Source organism: Nocardia sp. NPDC052001, from assembly GCF_040680615.1.
GTDB lineage: Bacteria > Actinomycetota > Actinomycetes > Mycobacteriales > Mycobacteriaceae > Nocardia.
In genome coordinates, this window is the sequence record NZ_JBFAXC010000003.1 from 489,691 (window position 1) to 504,461 (window position 14,771).

Here is a 14,771-nt window from a genome sequence, read left to right on the forward strand (position 1 = left end):
ATTTCAGGCAGGATGGACTAGGTGACTCTCTTCCACCTGCCCAAACCCAAGATGGTCGCGACCGATGTCGATGGGACCCTCATCGACAATGGTGAGCAGGTGACACCGCGCACCAAAGCCGCGATCGACGCCCTCATCGCGGACGGCGTGCCCTTCGTCCTGGCGACCGGTCGCCCGCCCCGGTGGATCGATCCGGTGGTGGACGGACTCGGTTACGCGCCGCTGTGCGTATGCGGGAACGGCGCGGTCATCTACGACAGCGCGCAGGATCGAATCCTGGCGAGCCGAACTCTCGATGTGGAGACCCTGGCCTGGGCGGCGGACCTGGCCGAAACCCTGCTCCCCGGTTGCGGACTCGCCGCCGAGCGGGTCGGCGCGACCGCCCACGACGCCGCCACCCCGCAATTCGTGAGCTCCCCCGAATATGAGCACGCCTGGCTGAACCCGGATGACACCGAGGTCTCGCGCGCGGAGGTGATCGCGTCCCCCGCGATCAAGATGCTCATCCGCCTGCCGCGCATGACCAGCGGCGAAATGCGCGCCATCCTGGAACCCCATCTCACCGGCCGCGCCGATCTCACCTATTCCACGGACAACGGCCTGATCGAACTGTCCGCCCCCGGCGTCACCAAGGCCACCGGCCTGGCCAGCGTCGCCCAGCGCCTGGGTGTCCAGCACGCCACCATCATCGCCTTCGGCGATATGCCCAACGACGTCCCCATGCTCAAAATGGCAGGCCACGGCGTCGCCATGGGCAACGCCCACGCCGAAGCCAAAGCCGCCGCCGACGAAGTCGCCCCGGCCAACCACGAAGACGGCGTAGCCCAAATCCTCGAACGCTGGTGGCTCTGACCCCTCCGTCATCCCGGAATGCTTTTGGCCGGGATCCACACCTATCGCGTGGAAACCCGGCCAATCGCGTCGATCCCTGAAACCTACTGCCCCGCAGCAGCTTCCGGTATAGCGGCCGGAATCGGATCCGCCTGCTGCCCATTGCCCAGCATCGCCGGAATCGGCGCGGGCCCCTGACCCTGTCCGGCGCCGAGGTTCTTCAGCACCGTCGTGACGATCCCGGTGATCTGACTGAAAATCAGTGACCCGTTCTGGAAGTCGGTGCGCACCCCATCCTGCACCGGGTACTCCCCGCTGGTCGGCAGCCCGAGCGCCCCGGTCCCCGCTCCCAATTGCAGGAACCGTTCCAGGATCTTCCCGACCACCGCGAACGCCTGCCCGTCCGGCGTCGAGTACACGTATCCGTTCACGAATTGCGCGTACTGCCCGCCGTTCGCGGTCGCGATCGGCTCCGACTTCGCCTGTCCCATAGGACCGTTCGGCCCGCCGGACGCCTCGTAATACTTGGCAACCGGGCTGGTCTCGAGCATCCCGAGCAGCTTGGTGGTCAGATCCGCGAGCGTCGCCAGATCGGCCTCACTGTTCGGATTGCTTTGCGGCTGTTGCTGATTCCCCGCATTGCGCTGCGGCCGCTGCTGCGTCGGCCGTTGCTGCTGCGGGGGCGGCGGCCCACTCGGCTTGCCCGCGACATTCTCCGCGAGCGAGCGAATCCGGTCCATCAGGTCATATGCCATATCACCCGGGCACGTGGTGTTCCCGACATCCCTGTGCGCGAACACATTCGGCAGTTTCACGGCCTGTCCGAGCGGATAGCGCGTGTAATCGCTGCCCTCGGAGTACATGGTGGTCTTGCCCTCGGGATCGATCCCGGCCACCTTGGCGCGCCAGCCGATGAAATTGCCCATGGCCTGCATGGCTTCCTCGGTGGGCGCTTCCTCCTCGTGATTGCCCATGAACGCCACACCGGCGGTGTTGATATTGAATCCGCCCGCGTGCGCGCCCTCGACGGGCCGATCGAGTCCGCCGAAGCGGCCTTCGAAGATCTGCCCGTACTTGTCGACCAGCGCGTTGTAGCCGATATCGCACCAGCCCAAGGTCTTCGCGTGATACGCGTAGATCGATCGCACGATGCCCGCCGATTCGGAGGCGGTGTAGTCATTGCGCCCCGCCGTGTGGTGCACGGTGATGGCGTTGACGGCGTCGTCGTAGGTGGGTTCTTCGCAGCGCAGCGATTCGTCCGCACCCCATTGCGCGCGGCTGATCACCTTGGGTCCGCCGCCGGGCAGCGGCGCGGCCACCCGATTGAGGTTCTCATCGGCCGCGCCACGGCCCGGATCGATGAGGATGGCGGCGAGTTTCTCCAGGTTGATCTGGGCCGGATCACCGTGATCGGTGAACGGCGCGACCTCCGGCTGCGCGGGCGTGGCCAGCGTGTCCGGGTTCGCGGGAGCGTTCGGCACCGGCTGCGCCTCGGGGTTGGCTGCGGGCGCGGGCTGAGCCTCCGGATTGGCGGGCGCGGGCTCCGGGGCGGCCTGGGCTCCTGGGGCGGCCTCGGGCGCCGGATTCGCCGGAACATCCTGTGCCGCAGGCGGATCCACGGGAGCCGCCACCGCGCGCCCGGTGTTCTTCTTGGTCACCAGGATCTGCACGGATTTGGTCTTGCCGACGTAGATCGGTTCGGTGCCGGTGCGCCCCGGCTTCTTGGCGGGGGTGTCGACGGCTTCACTGTCGTACCAGGGTCCCCAGCCGCCATCGGAGCGTTTGGCGCGAATGTACGCGGTGGTCCCCACGAGTTCGGGCGCGGTGAGCGCCACCATGCTGAACGGGGTGTCCCGGCTGAGTTCCTTGACCTGCGCCCCGACCTTGTTGACCAGCTCGTTCGGCACGGCGTTGGGGGCCAGGGCGGGAGTATTGAGATCGCCGGTGAGATCCGGCTTCTGCACCGGTTGCGGTGCGGGGGAGGGGTTTCCGGTATCGGCGCCCGGTACCTCGGGCCCGGGGGCGGCGATGAATCCTGGTGCGCCGCCGGGGTTTACATAGTTTCCTGCGCCCGGCATACCGGGCCTGCCTAGTCGCGGTAACGGTATCTCGCTGGGTAAGCCGAGCCCCGGCGCGAGCCCGGGCGGAATATGGATCGACGCGGGCAGCGGCAGCATGCGCAGATCCGAGAGATGCAGGTCGGGCAGGTTCATTCCGGTCAGTTCACGGAGCGGCAGCACCAGATCGGGTGCGGAGGCGAGTGCGACCTCCGCCATTTCCGCTGGTATTGCTGCCGGATTGCTTGCGTCGGTGGGCTTGATGTCTCGGGAGTCTCCCAGCGCCAATATGCCGAGCGGCGTCGTGATCGCCAGGATGGTGACAACCGGGAGGACATACGAGTGTTTCGTTCGGCGGTACGGCACGAGCAGCTCCCATTCGACGTAAAACCGTTGCGGATCGCCGGGGCCCGGGGTTGCTTCCCGGCGAACCAACGATCACACTAGTCCCAACTGTCACAATCCCTGAACGTGTGGTTGAGGATTAGCTTTCGGTAACTCGAATGTAGCTTCGGCTATCGACAGAATGGGTATGACATGCCGAACGGGCATCTACATCAACGCCGGAGACGGCGCCGCCTACTAGCCTTATCGGTCGCCGCGTGCACCCTGGGTGGCGCGACCGCGGGCCTGCTCTGGGCCTGGCCGGACGAGGAGTACGAATTCGTCAACAGTCCGGGTCACGGCCGCGGGCTGAGTCAGAACGGCGCGTTCGATCGCGCCGTCGGCGGTAATACCGCCGAGACGATCCTGGCGCACTACTACCCGGGCGCGCAGCTCGACACCCTCGCCTCGGTGCCGGTTCGCGTCCGGCTCATGGGTCTGGACGACAAGACCCTCGATGTCGAATCCGAGACGGGCTTGTATGTCGCGGGCCGCCGGGTGGTTCCGGGCCAGGCCGCGCACCTCACGCCGACCGCGGCGGGTGCGGATGTCACCATCACCCAGGGCTGCGATGGCGCGGTGCTGTGGGAGGGAACGACCGACGATCCCTACGCCTATCCGCTCGAGAACGGCAGCAACCGGCCCAAGGACGAACACCTGGAACTCTGCGAGGGCTCCAATTACCGCGGTGTGCTCGGAGTCGCGCTGGACGGCAACTCCAGCCGCGTGATCAACGAAGTCGATCTCGAGGACTATCTGCTCGGCGTGGTGCCCGCCGAGATGGTGCCCAACTGGGCGGATGAGGGCGGCTCGGAAGCCCTTCGCGCACAGGCGATCGCGGCCCGGTCCTATGTGCTGGCCGAACAGCGGTACCCCTATGCGCAAACCTGCGATACCACCGACTGCCAGGCGTATCCGGGCACGGACAAGGAAGACGCCCGCACCACCGCGGCCGTCCAGTCCACGGCCGGGCAGGTGCTGGTGCACGACAATCACATCCTGCGGGCCGAATACTCCGCCGCGCCCGACGGGGGCATCCCGAGCATCGACAACCTCGAAGTCGGCCCCGCGCTGAGCGAATTCCAATCCGCCCCAACACTTATCGACCCGACGGTGCCCACCTACACCGACCCTGGCTACACCGATCCGACCCTCGGTGATCCGTCCGGCACGGACCCGGGCTATTCCAACCCGGCCGCGCCGCACGATCCGGCGGGCGCGATCCTGCGGAGCCTCGCCGATATGCTCGCACCCCAGCCGCGCCCGAACCGCGGCCTTTCTCCGGCAAGCCATTTCGGTGTTCCGGGAACCCTCGCACCGACCACCGCCCCCGTCATCCCCGGCAACACCGTGGCCCCCAGCACCGCCTCCACTCCGACCCCACCCGCAGCGTCCTTCTGACTGTGCGTCCTGAGCGGCCGAACGTAATGGCCGCGCACGACCGAGCCCGTCATCCCGGCATGCTTTTGGCCGGGATCCACAGCCCGTTACTCCGCCGCCAGTTCACCGGCGACCGGATCGGCCCCCAGCGGGATCAGCCAGCCGAGTCCCGCGTCCGGCGCGAATTCCGCCATGCGAGCGGACAATTCGTCCTTCTGCGCGTCGGTGAGCGAATTCGCCCCATCGCGGAGTCCCTCGACGGCCTCGCGGTACGCCACCAGGTAGTTCCGCTGCTCGGCAAGAATCCCGATATCACCGGCGGGTCCATGTCCCGGGTACAGCGTCAGTCCGCCCAGTTCGGCGCTCAGCCGCTCCAGCGCCGCCAGCCATTCGGTCGAATGCCCGTCGGTCATATAGGAGTGCACACCGCAGAACGCGAGATCGCCGATGAATGCGACCCGCTGGTCCCCGCTCTCCACGAGAATCCAGCTGTCGGAATGGCTTTCAGCCGGTCCGACCTCGTGCACGGTCACCCGCACACCGCCGATCTCGACGGTCGATCCGCTCTCGACGAGGGTCTCCGGCACCCGGTACCGATCCGGCCATTCCGCGCCGTAGGTCGGACCCCACTGTGCGCGTTTGGCATCGGCGCTGTCCGCGATCACCTTGGCCACGGCGGCGGTCGAGTACACCGGCGTCTCCTCGGCCACCACGTACGGCAGCCCGTTGAAGTGGTCCGGATGCGGGTGCGTCACGAACGCGCCCACCACCGGCTTACCGAGTGCGGCGATCTTCTCCTTCAGCGCCTGCGCATCCGAGACCAACAGCGTGGAGTCGATCAGCACGACCGCCTCCGCCGTCTCCACCAGGTATCCATTCACGAAAATGCCGTTCTCCCCGGCCGTGAAGGTATGCACCTGAAATTCCTGCGACATGGTGTTCTTCCCTTCTCCATTACGGTGAGGATGAAGTTAGAACCGCCGTCCATCCGCCACCAGAAGGCACTTTCAAGTGCCCATACCCCGGGAGCCCCCATGCCCCTGGTGATCCCAGACGTCCTGGAAGAATCCTGCGCCACCCGCCAAGCCCTGGAACGTCTCTCGTCCAAGTGGCGAATCCTGCTGGTCTACGCGCTTTTGGACGGTCCGCACCGCCACGCCCACCTACGCCGCCGCCTCCCCGGCATCACGCAGAAGATGCTCACCGAAACCCTGCGTTCGATGGAGTCGGATGGTCTTGTCGAGCGGCACGTCTACAAGGAGACGGCTCCCCAGCACGTCGAGTACGCCCTGACCGCCCTCGGCAAATCCCTCGAGCAGCCGCTCGCCGCGATCTGTGATTGGGCGGTGCAGCACCAGGTCGACGGGTAGCCGCTGTTGGCTCGTCCGCCCGGATTTCGGGATCTGTTGTGCCACACTGCGTTTGTGACGTGGTTCAGCCAGATCTTCGATGCCGAGGCTATGCGAGTGGTGGCTACTCGCCTGGGTGCCGAACTGGCACAGCGCATTTCGGGCGGCACCCCCACCCTGGAAGACCTCTTCCGGGTCTCGGAAGCCTTGAACCGCAATCCGATAGATCTACTCCCCGCCAGCTTTGACGATCTCGACCGACCTGGCGACGATCTCCTGCGGCGAGATTTCCAGCGCAGTGCATAGCGCGTAAAGCTGCCCCAGATCCGGCGACCGCTCCCCATTCTCGAACCGCTGAATGGTGCTGACCGCCACCCCCGATGCGGCAGCGAGTTGAGGCCGTGTCATCCCGCGCCGTCCACGGGCAGCCCTGAGCTCCCCGCCGACGGCGCGATTGAGTTCGTGGAGATCCCGCAGTTCCATATGGACCATTCTGAGGTCCGAACGGCCCAGTTGCAAACGACTCCAGAAAATCCGTGCCGTATCTCTGCCGTATCGTGCCAAAACAGTAACAGGTCCATACGGACTTGAAAAAGGTCCAAACGGACCTTATTGTGTTCCGTATGGACCTGTTCAGTTATCTTCCAGCCGAGGGATCCGCGTGATCGACGTCCTGATCGTCGGCGGTACGGGCGTCCCCTACGGCGAAAGCATCACCGACACCTTCTCCCGCACCCTCGACCACAGCCGCTTCGCGCCCCGCATGGTCCCGTATCCGGCCGACTACGGCTTGCGCGTCTCGTACGCCGAGAGCAGCGCCGCGGGGAAGGCGGCGCTGCTCTCGGCGATCACCGATTCCGCGAATCGTGTTGTCATAGCGGGTTATTCGCAAGGCGCGGCCATTGCGGGCGATGTGGCCGCCGAAATCGGCCGCGGCCTGCACCCCGATCTCGAGGTCCTCGCCTGTGCCTTGATCGCCGACCCCCTCCGCCCAGCGGGTCAATGCATCACACGGGACCCCGGCGGCTACGGAATCGCAGGCCAGCGCCCCGTCGATGGACTCCCCACCTTCTGGGCGGCAGCCGCCGGTGACCCCATCACCGCGCTTCCCGCGGGCAACCCCCTGCGCACGGTCGCAGATCTGACTCAGTACTTCTGCATCTCTTCCCCCGAAGCCGCGTTGCGCTGGGGCCAAAGCCTGGTCGACGCCGTCCTGCACCAGCGAGTTCAACGCTGGTGGGCCCCCAAGAACTGGTCCGCCTGGAGCGGAGCCCTCGCCTACGCCCGCGGCTACCTCACCGACGGCCGCCACACCGACGACTACGTCCGCCAGGGCCACGCCGCCCTGCTGGCCACCATCATCAACCGCGAGGTCGCCTGATGCCCAACACCGACCACCTATACCTAACCCACGAAGCCATCCGCGACCTCGCTGCCGTTCTCTCCGAAATCCCCGGTGTAGCTGAGGATCTCGAAGACGCGGTCACACGTCGAGCCCGCCACAATGCCCCGAGCCACCGCCTGTCCTCCCGCACCAGCGATCAGCCACTACCCTTCAGCCCCGCCGCCGCCCGCGCCCGAGACCACCTGCACGCCACCCTGGTCTCCTGGGTCCGCCTGATCTGCGAACAACGCGCCGTCCCCTACAAAGGTGACCCCACCACCCCCGGCCTCTCCCGCTGGCTACACCGCAACCTCATCGCCTTCGCCATGACCGAAGGCGTCGAATCGGCCCCCGCCGAAATCCGCTCCGCGGTGGACGCCGCCCTGAACATCATCAGCCCCGCACCGGCAAAGCTGACCATCAACGCGTCCCAGCTGGCCGCGGCTCGCCGAACCAGATTGAACATGTCCGGAATCGCCACGCTTGCAAGGGAACTCGGCGAACCGTTCGCAAAAGTGACAGTCCGCCGCATACAAACCTTGCGCGACGCAGGCAAAATCACCCCCATCCCCGGCCCCTGGTCCCCCGACTGCCCCGAACAATTCACAGTCGGCGAAGTCCTCGACGCCCACCTCGCCCACCCCATGCGCCAACGAAAGTCACCACACCTCTCCCCGTGTCAGTAGACGTGTCAGGTGAGTGTCAGAGGCATGTCAGTTCACCCGGCCAAAGTGTGTACATCGAACAAAACGACCCGAACAACAGGGTCCCAACACCTTTCGAGGAGCACACCATGTCGAACAACACCACCCCCGCCGTCACCCTGACCGACGAGGCCAAGAGCACCCTCCGCACCGCCGCCTACGGCACGGTCTCCCTCCTCGCCGCCGCCGGTACGCCCCATAAGGGCAATGCCCAGGCTTCCATCGCCCTCACCTCGGCCACCGGCCTGGTAGGCCACGTCCTCTCCGCCAAGTCCAAGGACATCCACCTCACCGGCAAAACCGTCGCCGACCTCGCCGACCAGGTCCTCCCCGCCCTGACGGCAGCCATGACCCTCCTGGAAACCCACTCCCCGGCGGAGGCCACCAACTTCCGCGCCACCATCCAGGTAGCAATCGAAGCCGCCCTCCACTCCAGCAAAGGCGACCCCACCCCCGTCGTCATCGCCATGGCCAACAAGATCACCGAGGCCCTCGACGCCGCGTGACGGCCATGAGGCCGACGACCAGCCGTGCCACCGCGTCCCGATGAGGACCCGTGGTACGGCTCAGTCGTGTTTCAGTCGAGGTCGTCGAAGGTCTCGATCGCGGTTCTGAATGAATGCCCGGCCGCGGGTTCGATCAGTACGACGAAGTCGGGAAGTGCGGACGGGGTGGCGTCGCCCTCGTCATCCATGGCCCCGGGTTCCGCCTCCCAATCGAGGAGGTGCACCGTCACGGCGTAATCCCCAGCGGGCAGGTCGATCTCGGTGGGAACCATGTCCGCCACCGACGCCTCGGTATCGTCGAAAGCGCCGACACTCTCGATCCCACTCACCTTGGCAGTCCCCGTGGACCGGAACAGATACGGCTCCGAAGACTCCTGCAGATACTTGCGCTCCCGCGCGGTGAGCTCGGCCGCACCGGTGGCGTCCACCCGCACCAGCACCCCGAATCGCCCGTCGGCCAAGATATTCAGCGGAACCAGCTTCCCAGTCTGAATATGCTCCCCAACCGGCTCATCCTCGAGCAACTCCACCTCCCACCCGTCGTAATCCACGACGTGCGCGAAGCTGACCGGATCCCAAAGCGCAAGCATCCCCGACCCGGTAACCGCCGTGAACACACTGTTGCCCGCCGCATCCGCCGACGATCTCGAACTCATGCCGCAGAGCTTCTCAGAAGGGTCCGACAACCCGGAATTCGGTTGTGCCATAACCCGGCTGAGGGCTTCCTGGAGCAACTGGAGAGCACGCGGTCTGTCAGCTTCAGCCATCGAACCTGTATTCCAGCGGATTCGGGCAGGGTCCAGTGGCTGTCACGGGAGGCTTCACGGTGTCAGTCGACATGTCAGCCGGGCGTCAGGGTGATGTCAGCGGGGTCGGACAAAGTGTGTACATCGAACAAAGCGGCCGGGCCAATCCGGTTCGGGCAAGCGCCACAAACGATTTCGAGGAGTACACGAAATGTCTGTCACCACCATCGCCACCGTCACCCTGACCGACCAGGACAAGAGCGTTCTTCGCAGCGCGGCATACGGCGCGGTTTCTCTGCTGGCCGCGGCCGGCGCCAAGGGCAATGCGCAGGCTTCAATCGCGCTGACTTCGGCTACCGGAGTGGTTGGCCATGTGCTGTCTGCCAAGTCCAGGGACATTGTGCTGCCGGGCAAGACCGTTGCCGAGTTCGCCGAGCATGTGTTCCCCAACCTGACCGCGGCGATGGCGATCCTGGAGCGGCAATCGCCGGCTGAGGCCGACAACTTCCGCAGCACGGTGCTGGTCGCGGTCGAGGCCGCGGTTCACTCGCGCAAGGGTGCCCCGAGTCCCGTCGTGAATGCGATGGCTCGCAAGATCGCCGATGCGCTCGACGCCGTGTAGTAGGCCTTCTACCTGCGTCTTTCATGAATTTTCGAGAAGGGTGTTGACATTGGTCGCCGCTTAAGTGAAGCTATCTGCAGCGCCACAGTTGCGCCTTGATCCCGAATTCACGGGAAACTCGCTCTCCGGCAAGAGGTTTCACCCTCTTCAGAGCATCTGTCTTCGAACCAACAGAACCCTCGATCCGCCAGTCGGATCGGGGGTTCTGTCGTTGAAGCATGCCTGCAGCCGTCGAATCAGGAGGTATTGCAATGGTTTTCGGTCTCACTCTGGATCAGTGGATCACCGTCGGCGGCCTCGTCGTCAAGTTGCTGGCCGCCGTCGCCCAGCTGCTCGCCTAGCCCGCCCACGACCCTGCTTCCAGAGCGGCAATCGGGGTCCGTTGGCATTGCCGGAAGGAAGAATTTCATGCGAATCAATGGGGTTCCCGAGCCCGCTCTGGTGCGATCCGTGCTCGTCGCGATCACCGGCCTCGTCGCCTATTTCCTTGGGCACCAAGTGAATACGGATTGGATCGACGCGGTGCTCCAGCTCTACGGCCTGCTCACTCCCGTAATCGCGGGTCTGATCATCCGGCCGGCGGTGACTCCGGTACAGCGCCCGGGCGGTGAGGGCTGAATGCAGCAGTGGCTCAGCCCCGATCTCGTCCAAGCCACCGGCGCGGCCGCGGCGACAATCATCGGCGCGGTCACCGCCTGGCAGGCCCGCGAAGTCGGCAAACTCCGCGAACGTGTTGCGGCACTGGAGGATCAGGCCGCCACCGATCAACGCCGCTTCCGCGACGCCATCCGCCTCATCCGTGCCCTGCAAAGTCACATCGACGAGCTGCTGATCTTCCTGCGCCTGCACGTCCCCGGTCAGGAACCGCCCCCGGTCAAGTACCAGATACCGGCAACTCTCGAAGAAGAACTCTGACGGTCCCCACCGTCATCGAAGCCCGTGCGGCCAGCCCCCGAAACCTCTCGACAGGTACAACGCGGGATTAGAGCCAGCCGCATGCCCGCCCCTGACGCACCGTCTCCCGCAGGTGGTCCGCGGTCGTAGACGTTCCCAGTTGCGCAGGGGCGCAATAGGTCCCGCCCCCGGGTGCCCCCATTTCCCCGGGGGCGGGACCTTCCCACGTGATCCCGAGCCCGGACAGGGCCGGCGTTCAGCCATGCCCACATCCGAAAGGCTCGCGAATCCCCATGTCCGGCAAGGAAATCATCGAATCGGTCCGCTTCGGCAACCACGCGGCCCCCTCCTCGGAATACGTGAAGACCGACACCGGTCAGCTGGTCACACCGGAATTCCTCGCCCTGCTCCAGCAGACGCTGTCGGGCAAACTCGCCGAGGCGAAGCCGGATGAAGAGCTGGACCCCCAAGTCCGCGCCCTCGCAGAGGAACTCGCGGTAATCCACCTCCCCGAATGGCACAGCCAGGTAGGCCGCAAACTGGCGGACCCCACCGTCACCAGCATCAAACAGGCCACCCGAGTAGCCGAATACCTCGTAAAACGCGGCGTCCGAGTCCATCCCGACCTCGAAGAAATCCGCTGGGCCCCCACCCCGGGCGGCCTCCCGGGCGCCTTCGACACCGGCATGCACATCACGAAAGACCCCGAAGGCAACTGGCCGGTTCCCGACCCCGAAACCTTCTACGACCTCGACCTCATCGAAGTCAAACAAACCGACGAAGGCTTCTGGTCCGCCACCCACCCCCGCGGCCTCTCCACCGAAGCCCCCACCAAAACCGACGCCTACGCCGCCCTGGTCAACCAACTCCGCCAGCGCATCAACGAGGCGCGCGCATCCCGTGAGGAGTGATCAATGTCGATTGCTCCAACCGTCGATACCCCAAGTTGGGTGGCAGCCCGGGCAGCGGCATGGAACCAGCTGGTTGAAAGCCGGCTCGCGCAGTTCAATCCGTTCAACACCGCAAGCGGTGGCGGGAGAGTCCACAACTATTCCGTCGAATCTGGCGCGGACGCCGTTCGGCAGCTGACGCGAATCAACCATGCGAATGACCTGGGGCTGGCTGTAGCCGGCGCGCCGATAATCGTTGCGCCTATCGACCAACCGATCACGACGACGCCTCCGGTTACGACAACACCGGCGGTGCCGACGATCCCGGCCGTGCCGAATCCGCCGAAGCCGCAGACGCAGGATCAACCCACCGTGGCTGCTCAACCGAACACGGTCCCTGCTCCACCGGCCCAGACAAATCCGCAAGCCCTCGAGCAAGAAGCCCAAAACGCCAAAATACAACGGGCAAATATTCAACCAACCACACCACCGCTGGAATCTCCGTCTCCGGTGCAGCCCGGAGTGACCGTCAAGAATGTCGATCCGCTCGCCTTCCCCGACACAAGTGGTCATGAAGTCGGTAGCAGCTGGGACGTCGTGGTTCCGAAGACGGGGCTTACCTATAAATACACAATCCCACCGGGCAACGGTAGGAACACCGTTGACATCGTCGTTGTCGTCACTGCGACGCAAGTCGTAACCAACACGGCACGAGTAGCTGCAGTTGAGGGCGGCCCAGGATATGTGCGATGGCAAGACGATCCCAACGGCTTTTCCTCGTTCTTCAGCACCGCAGATTGGCGGCGGGGTGGATGGGGTCTCAACTTTGCTCCGGGAATGTCGACGTCAGGATTCGGTCGACCCTTCGAAGTAGGACCCAACTGGGAATGGGTGAAATCCGGGTCATATGACGCAAGTGGAAAACTGGTGGGTTACGACCTAGGTGTTCGTAACTGGACTGGCCTGTACGACAACACCCACAGCGATCTGCTCGGCAATCAAATACTCACCCGCGCAACCCGATATACGAGTGGCATTAGCTCCGATTTCGTCGGCTTCCTCGACAAGGATGGTCGCGGGAAGATTCTCGACGAGTACGGACGATGGGCTGACCGGTTTCTGGATGGCAATCATAAAGAAGTCATTGTCTCGACTGATCCAAAAACTGGGAAACAGACCGTCTCCTATTCCGGAGGAAAGAATACCTATGACTCAGAGGGAAGCTGGCTCGGCCATCTCGATATAGGACCGAACGGACAGGTAACCGGCGGTTGGTCGAAGGACGCATGGTACTCGAGACAGCAGCGAGAATACCACCTGGACCCGTCCAATCAGCTTCGCGAGGCAATTGTTGACCCGATCACCGGTCTACGCGGAGACATTACTCACGAGGCTGGTCACACAAGAATCTCGTACAGCAACGGCACCGTTCTAGTCCTCGACTGGGAGGGCAAGCCGGTCGACACTCGGAGCCGCGCCGAAAAGTCACGACAAGCTGCATTGAACTTCGGTAAGGGAGCACTTCACAGCTTCTTGGGTTTGGCCGAAGGATTTGGCGCACTTACTGGAGTCAATGATGCCCTGAACCAGGCCGCCCCGCTTTGGGGGTACGACCTGAATCTGACGACCCGGCTCGAGGCATTCAAACAACTCGATCTAAGCATCGGCAGCAAACTATATGCCGATCTCACAACAGTTGTAGGCACCATTGATGGTGGTTATAAATCCATCACAGGACAGCAGAGTTGGGGCAAAACATGGGATACCACCTGGCATGCCGCGCTCAACAGTCTCAACGAAAATTCGAAACTTCTCTCAGGCACCGACTGGACGGGATTCTCCAACCACCCGGCCGAGACGCTTGGAACCGCCACTATTGGTATTGGTTCCTTGCTTCTTCCGACGAAGGGGCTTGGCCGTGCTGGGCGAACAGGCGCGGGTGCTGCTGCCTCTGTTGCGAAGCCCGGAATGCTAGATGCGACTAACGCTGCCGTTGGTATACGAGCTAATTATGCACTGACGGAATCAGCAACCTCCAATCCTGCTCGAATTATGGCCGATGTAATGCGGAATATTCGAATCAGAAGCTCCGCCGTGCGCGAGCAATTTGGTGCGGTCACTGGTCGAGAATGGGGACGGCTGAACGTAGAGGGCAGACTTCCTGCGATTTCTTGGCCGACCCGGGAGACGGTAACCAGGGCAAGATCAACGGTCGACTTCAGGATCGACGCTGCAGTCGAGGGAATAATCGACGTATTGCGTGGTGGTCGTGCCGGTTTTCATCCGGCCGTGGCTGGCGGATTCGCCGATTTCCACGCAGGAGCCTCTTCCGGTAACTGGCTAGACGGTAAGTTCTTGAAGCCGAACGAGCCTGGTCAAGGTGTTGGTGTCCGCAGCATGGATGTTATCCGCAATTGGATAGCAACAAGATTCGATTCCTCTGCGTCATCTGGAGGCGTTCCTCCGGCGCATTCAACGCCCGGAAGCGCATCACCTCGCAGTCCTCAAAATCATGGCGCGTATTCGGCGCGTGACGAGCCATATAGCGCACGGGCAATGCGGCAGTGGCTCGAGGATCGATTCGGATCCGCTAACGTCACGTCTACAACTGTGCCAGAAGCAGATGGTCGAATGGTTCATATGGCCGGAAGAAAACATCCTCGAACCGGCATTCCTTATGACTTCCGAGGGTTTCCGATATTTGATCATGTCGCCCCATTTGATACGCGACTGCCATTGGCGCCCTTCAGGGCTGAAAGCTATGCTGGTCAGATGCGAATGGCATCTAGAGATCTTTCAGCGGCAATAGTCCGTGGCGAATTGGATGGTGGATTGTTCGATGCGGTACAGTTGGGGCAGATTCACAGCGGCGCTGAAAAGATCAGCGGTTTCACATGGCATCACCACCAAGACGTCGGTAGGATGCAGTTGGTTCCAACCAAGTATCACGGTAAGAGCGGTCATATCGGCGGCGAAGGAATGAGTCATGGGAGGTGAATTCAATTACTGAGTCTTCTGGGTTAA

Annotated in this window: 16 protein-coding genes; 12 read left to right on the top strand and 4 right to left on the bottom strand. The window is 63.7% G+C overall.

The window, feature by feature from the left end:
• Window positions 1-51 precede the first annotated feature (51 nt).
• Window positions 52-852 (top strand): HAD family hydrolase, encoded by an 801-nt coding sequence (locus AB0L82_RS17640; protein ID WP_364637958.1) that lies wholly within the window; start codon window positions 52-54, stop codon window positions 850-852.
• 83 nt (window positions 853-935) lie between these two features.
• Here the strand turns inward: AB0L82_RS17640 and AB0L82_RS17645 are convergent, their stop codons facing one another.
• A complete protein-coding gene (locus tag AB0L82_RS17645; protein WP_364637018.1) occupies window positions 936-3,107 on the bottom strand; it encodes an N-acetylmuramoyl-L-alanine amidase in 2,172 nt (723 codons plus the stop codon).
• Between the two features lie 318 nt (window positions 3,108-3,425).
• Between AB0L82_RS17645 and AB0L82_RS17650 the strand changes: the two genes are divergently transcribed.
• A complete protein-coding gene (locus AB0L82_RS17650; RefSeq protein ID WP_364637020.1) occupies window positions 3,426-4,673 on the top strand; it encodes a SpoIID/LytB domain-containing protein in 1,248 nt (415 codons plus the stop codon).
• Window positions 4,674-4,759: 86 nt separating this feature from the next.
• Here the strand turns inward: AB0L82_RS17650 and AB0L82_RS17655 are convergent, their stop codons facing one another.
• Window positions 4,760-5,587 carry an MBL fold metallo-hydrolase gene (locus AB0L82_RS17655; RefSeq protein ID WP_364637022.1) on the bottom strand — a complete coding sequence of 276 codons (828 nt, stop codon included), beginning with the start codon at window positions 5,585-5,587 and terminating at the stop codon, window positions 4,760-4,762.
• Window positions 5,588-5,686: 99 nt separating this feature from the next.
• Between AB0L82_RS17655 and AB0L82_RS17660 the strand changes: the two genes are divergently transcribed.
• Window positions 5,687-6,022 carry a helix-turn-helix domain-containing protein gene (locus AB0L82_RS17660; RefSeq protein ID WP_364637024.1) on the top strand — a complete coding sequence of 112 codons (336 nt, stop codon included), beginning with the start codon at window positions 5,687-5,689 and terminating at the stop codon, window positions 6,020-6,022.
• A gap of 54 nt (window positions 6,023-6,076) precedes the next feature.
• The gene (locus AB0L82_RS17665; RefSeq protein ID WP_364638050.1) at window positions 6,077-6,307 is read left to right on the top strand and encodes a hypothetical protein; all 231 of its coding nucleotides are present in this window, start codon (window positions 6,077-6,079) and stop codon (window positions 6,305-6,307) included.
• Here AB0L82_RS17665 and AB0L82_RS17670 read toward each other — a convergent pair.
• The gene (locus AB0L82_RS17670; protein ID WP_364637026.1) at window positions 6,230-6,493 is read right to left on the bottom strand and encodes a helix-turn-helix transcriptional regulator; all 264 of its coding nucleotides are present in this window, start codon (window positions 6,491-6,493) and stop codon (window positions 6,230-6,232) included. The two genes, AB0L82_RS17665 and AB0L82_RS17670, sit on opposite strands and share 78 nt — an antisense overlap.
• Window positions 6,494-6,662: 169 nt before the next feature.
• On the opposite strand from AB0L82_RS17670, the gene AB0L82_RS17675 reads away from it, so the two are divergent.
• The 3 genes from AB0L82_RS17675 (at window position 6,663) to AB0L82_RS17685 (ending at window position 8,595) form a co-directional block, all read left to right on the top strand.
• The gene (locus AB0L82_RS17675) at window positions 6,663-7,382 is read left to right on the top strand and encodes a PE-PPE domain-containing protein (protein ID WP_364637028.1); all 720 of its coding nucleotides are present in this window, start codon (window positions 6,663-6,665) and stop codon (window positions 7,380-7,382) included.
• Window positions 7,382-8,071, top strand: coding sequence for a hypothetical protein (locus tag AB0L82_RS17680; protein ID WP_364637030.1), 690 nt, complete (start codon window positions 7,382-7,384; stop codon window positions 8,069-8,071). The genes AB0L82_RS17675 and AB0L82_RS17680 overlap by 1 nt, the downstream gene beginning before the upstream one ends.
• Before the next feature lie 107 nt (window positions 8,072-8,178).
• A complete protein-coding gene (locus tag AB0L82_RS17685) occupies window positions 8,179-8,595 on the top strand; it encodes a hypothetical protein (protein WP_364637032.1) in 417 nt (138 codons plus the stop codon).
• Between the two features lie 71 nt (window positions 8,596-8,666).
• Here the strand turns inward: AB0L82_RS17685 and AB0L82_RS17690 are convergent, their stop codons facing one another.
• A complete protein-coding gene (locus AB0L82_RS17690) occupies window positions 8,667-9,251 on the bottom strand; it encodes a hypothetical protein (protein ID WP_364637034.1) in 585 nt (194 codons plus the stop codon).
• Between the two features lie 301 nt (window positions 9,252-9,552).
• Between AB0L82_RS17690 and AB0L82_RS17695 the strand changes: the two genes are divergently transcribed.
• The 5 genes from AB0L82_RS17695 (at window position 9,553) to AB0L82_RS17715 (ending at window position 14,744) form a co-directional block, all read left to right on the top strand.
• Window positions 9,553-9,963 (top strand): hypothetical protein, encoded by a 411-nt coding sequence (locus tag AB0L82_RS17695; RefSeq protein WP_364637036.1) that lies wholly within the window; start codon window positions 9,553-9,555, stop codon window positions 9,961-9,963.
• 408 nt (window positions 9,964-10,371) lie between these two features.
• Window positions 10,372-10,581 carry a hypothetical protein gene (locus AB0L82_RS17700; protein ID WP_364637038.1) on the top strand — a complete coding sequence of 70 codons (210 nt, stop codon included), beginning with the start codon at window positions 10,372-10,374 and terminating at the stop codon, window positions 10,579-10,581.
• Window positions 10,582-10,878: a hypothetical protein gene (locus tag AB0L82_RS17705; RefSeq protein ID WP_364637040.1), complete on the top strand. Its 297-nt coding sequence runs from the start codon at window positions 10,582-10,584 to the stop codon at window positions 10,876-10,878.
• A gap of 272 nt (window positions 10,879-11,150) precedes the next feature.
• On the top strand, window positions 11,151-11,768 hold the full coding sequence (locus AB0L82_RS17710; RefSeq protein WP_364637042.1) for a hypothetical protein: 618 nt from the start codon (window positions 11,151-11,153) through the stop codon (window positions 11,766-11,768).
• A gap of 3 nt (window positions 11,769-11,771) precedes the next feature.
• Window positions 11,772-14,744: an HNH endonuclease gene (locus AB0L82_RS17715; protein ID WP_364637044.1), complete on the top strand. Its 2,973-nt coding sequence runs from the start codon at window positions 11,772-11,774 to the stop codon at window positions 14,742-14,744.
• The last annotated feature ends 27 nt before the right edge of the window (window positions 14,745-14,771 follow it).

Excerpts from the sequence above, each read along its gene's own strand:
- AB0L82_RS17690 (WP_364637034.1), bottom strand. The coding sequence starts at position 9,251 with ATGAGTTCGAGATCGTCGGCGGATGCGGCGGGCAACAGTGTGTTCACG.
- AB0L82_RS17660 (WP_364637024.1), top strand. The coding sequence starts at position 5,687 with ATGCCCCTGGTGATCCCAGACGTCCTGGAAGAATCCTGCGCCACCCGC.
- AB0L82_RS17710 (WP_364637042.1), top strand. The coding sequence starts at position 11,151 with ATGTCCGGCAAGGAAATCATCGAATCGGTCCGCTTCGGCAACCACGCG.
- AB0L82_RS17700 (WP_364637038.1), top strand. The coding sequence starts at position 10,372 with ATGCGAATCAATGGGGTTCCCGAGCCCGCTCTGGTGCGATCCGTGCTC.
- AB0L82_RS17680 (WP_364637030.1), top strand. The coding sequence starts at position 7,382 with ATGCCCAACACCGACCACCTATACCTAACCCACGAAGCCATCCGCGAC.
- AB0L82_RS17655 (WP_364637022.1), bottom strand. The coding sequence starts at position 5,587 with ATGTCGCAGGAATTTCAGGTGCATACCTTCACGGCCGGGGAGAACGGC.
- AB0L82_RS17645 (WP_364637018.1), bottom strand. The coding sequence starts at position 3,107 with ATGGCGGAGGTCGCACTCGCCTCCGCACCCGATCTGGTGCTGCCGCTC.
- AB0L82_RS17640 (WP_364637958.1), top strand. The coding sequence starts at position 52 with ATGGTCGCGACCGATGTCGATGGGACCCTCATCGACAATGGTGAGCAG.
- AB0L82_RS17670 (WP_364637026.1), bottom strand. The coding sequence starts at position 6,493 with ATGGTCCATATGGAACTGCGGGATCTCCACGAACTCAATCGCGCCGTC.
- AB0L82_RS17650 (WP_364637020.1), top strand. The coding sequence starts at position 3,426 with ATGCCGAACGGGCATCTACATCAACGCCGGAGACGGCGCCGCCTACTA.
- AB0L82_RS17715 (WP_364637044.1), top strand. The coding sequence starts at position 11,772 with ATGTCGATTGCTCCAACCGTCGATACCCCAAGTTGGGTGGCAGCCCGG.
- AB0L82_RS17705 (WP_364637040.1), top strand. The coding sequence starts at position 10,582 with ATGCAGCAGTGGCTCAGCCCCGATCTCGTCCAAGCCACCGGCGCGGCC.
- AB0L82_RS17695 (WP_364637036.1), top strand. The coding sequence starts at position 9,553 with ATGTCTGTCACCACCATCGCCACCGTCACCCTGACCGACCAGGACAAG.
- AB0L82_RS17685 (WP_364637032.1), top strand. The coding sequence starts at position 8,179 with ATGTCGAACAACACCACCCCCGCCGTCACCCTGACCGACGAGGCCAAG.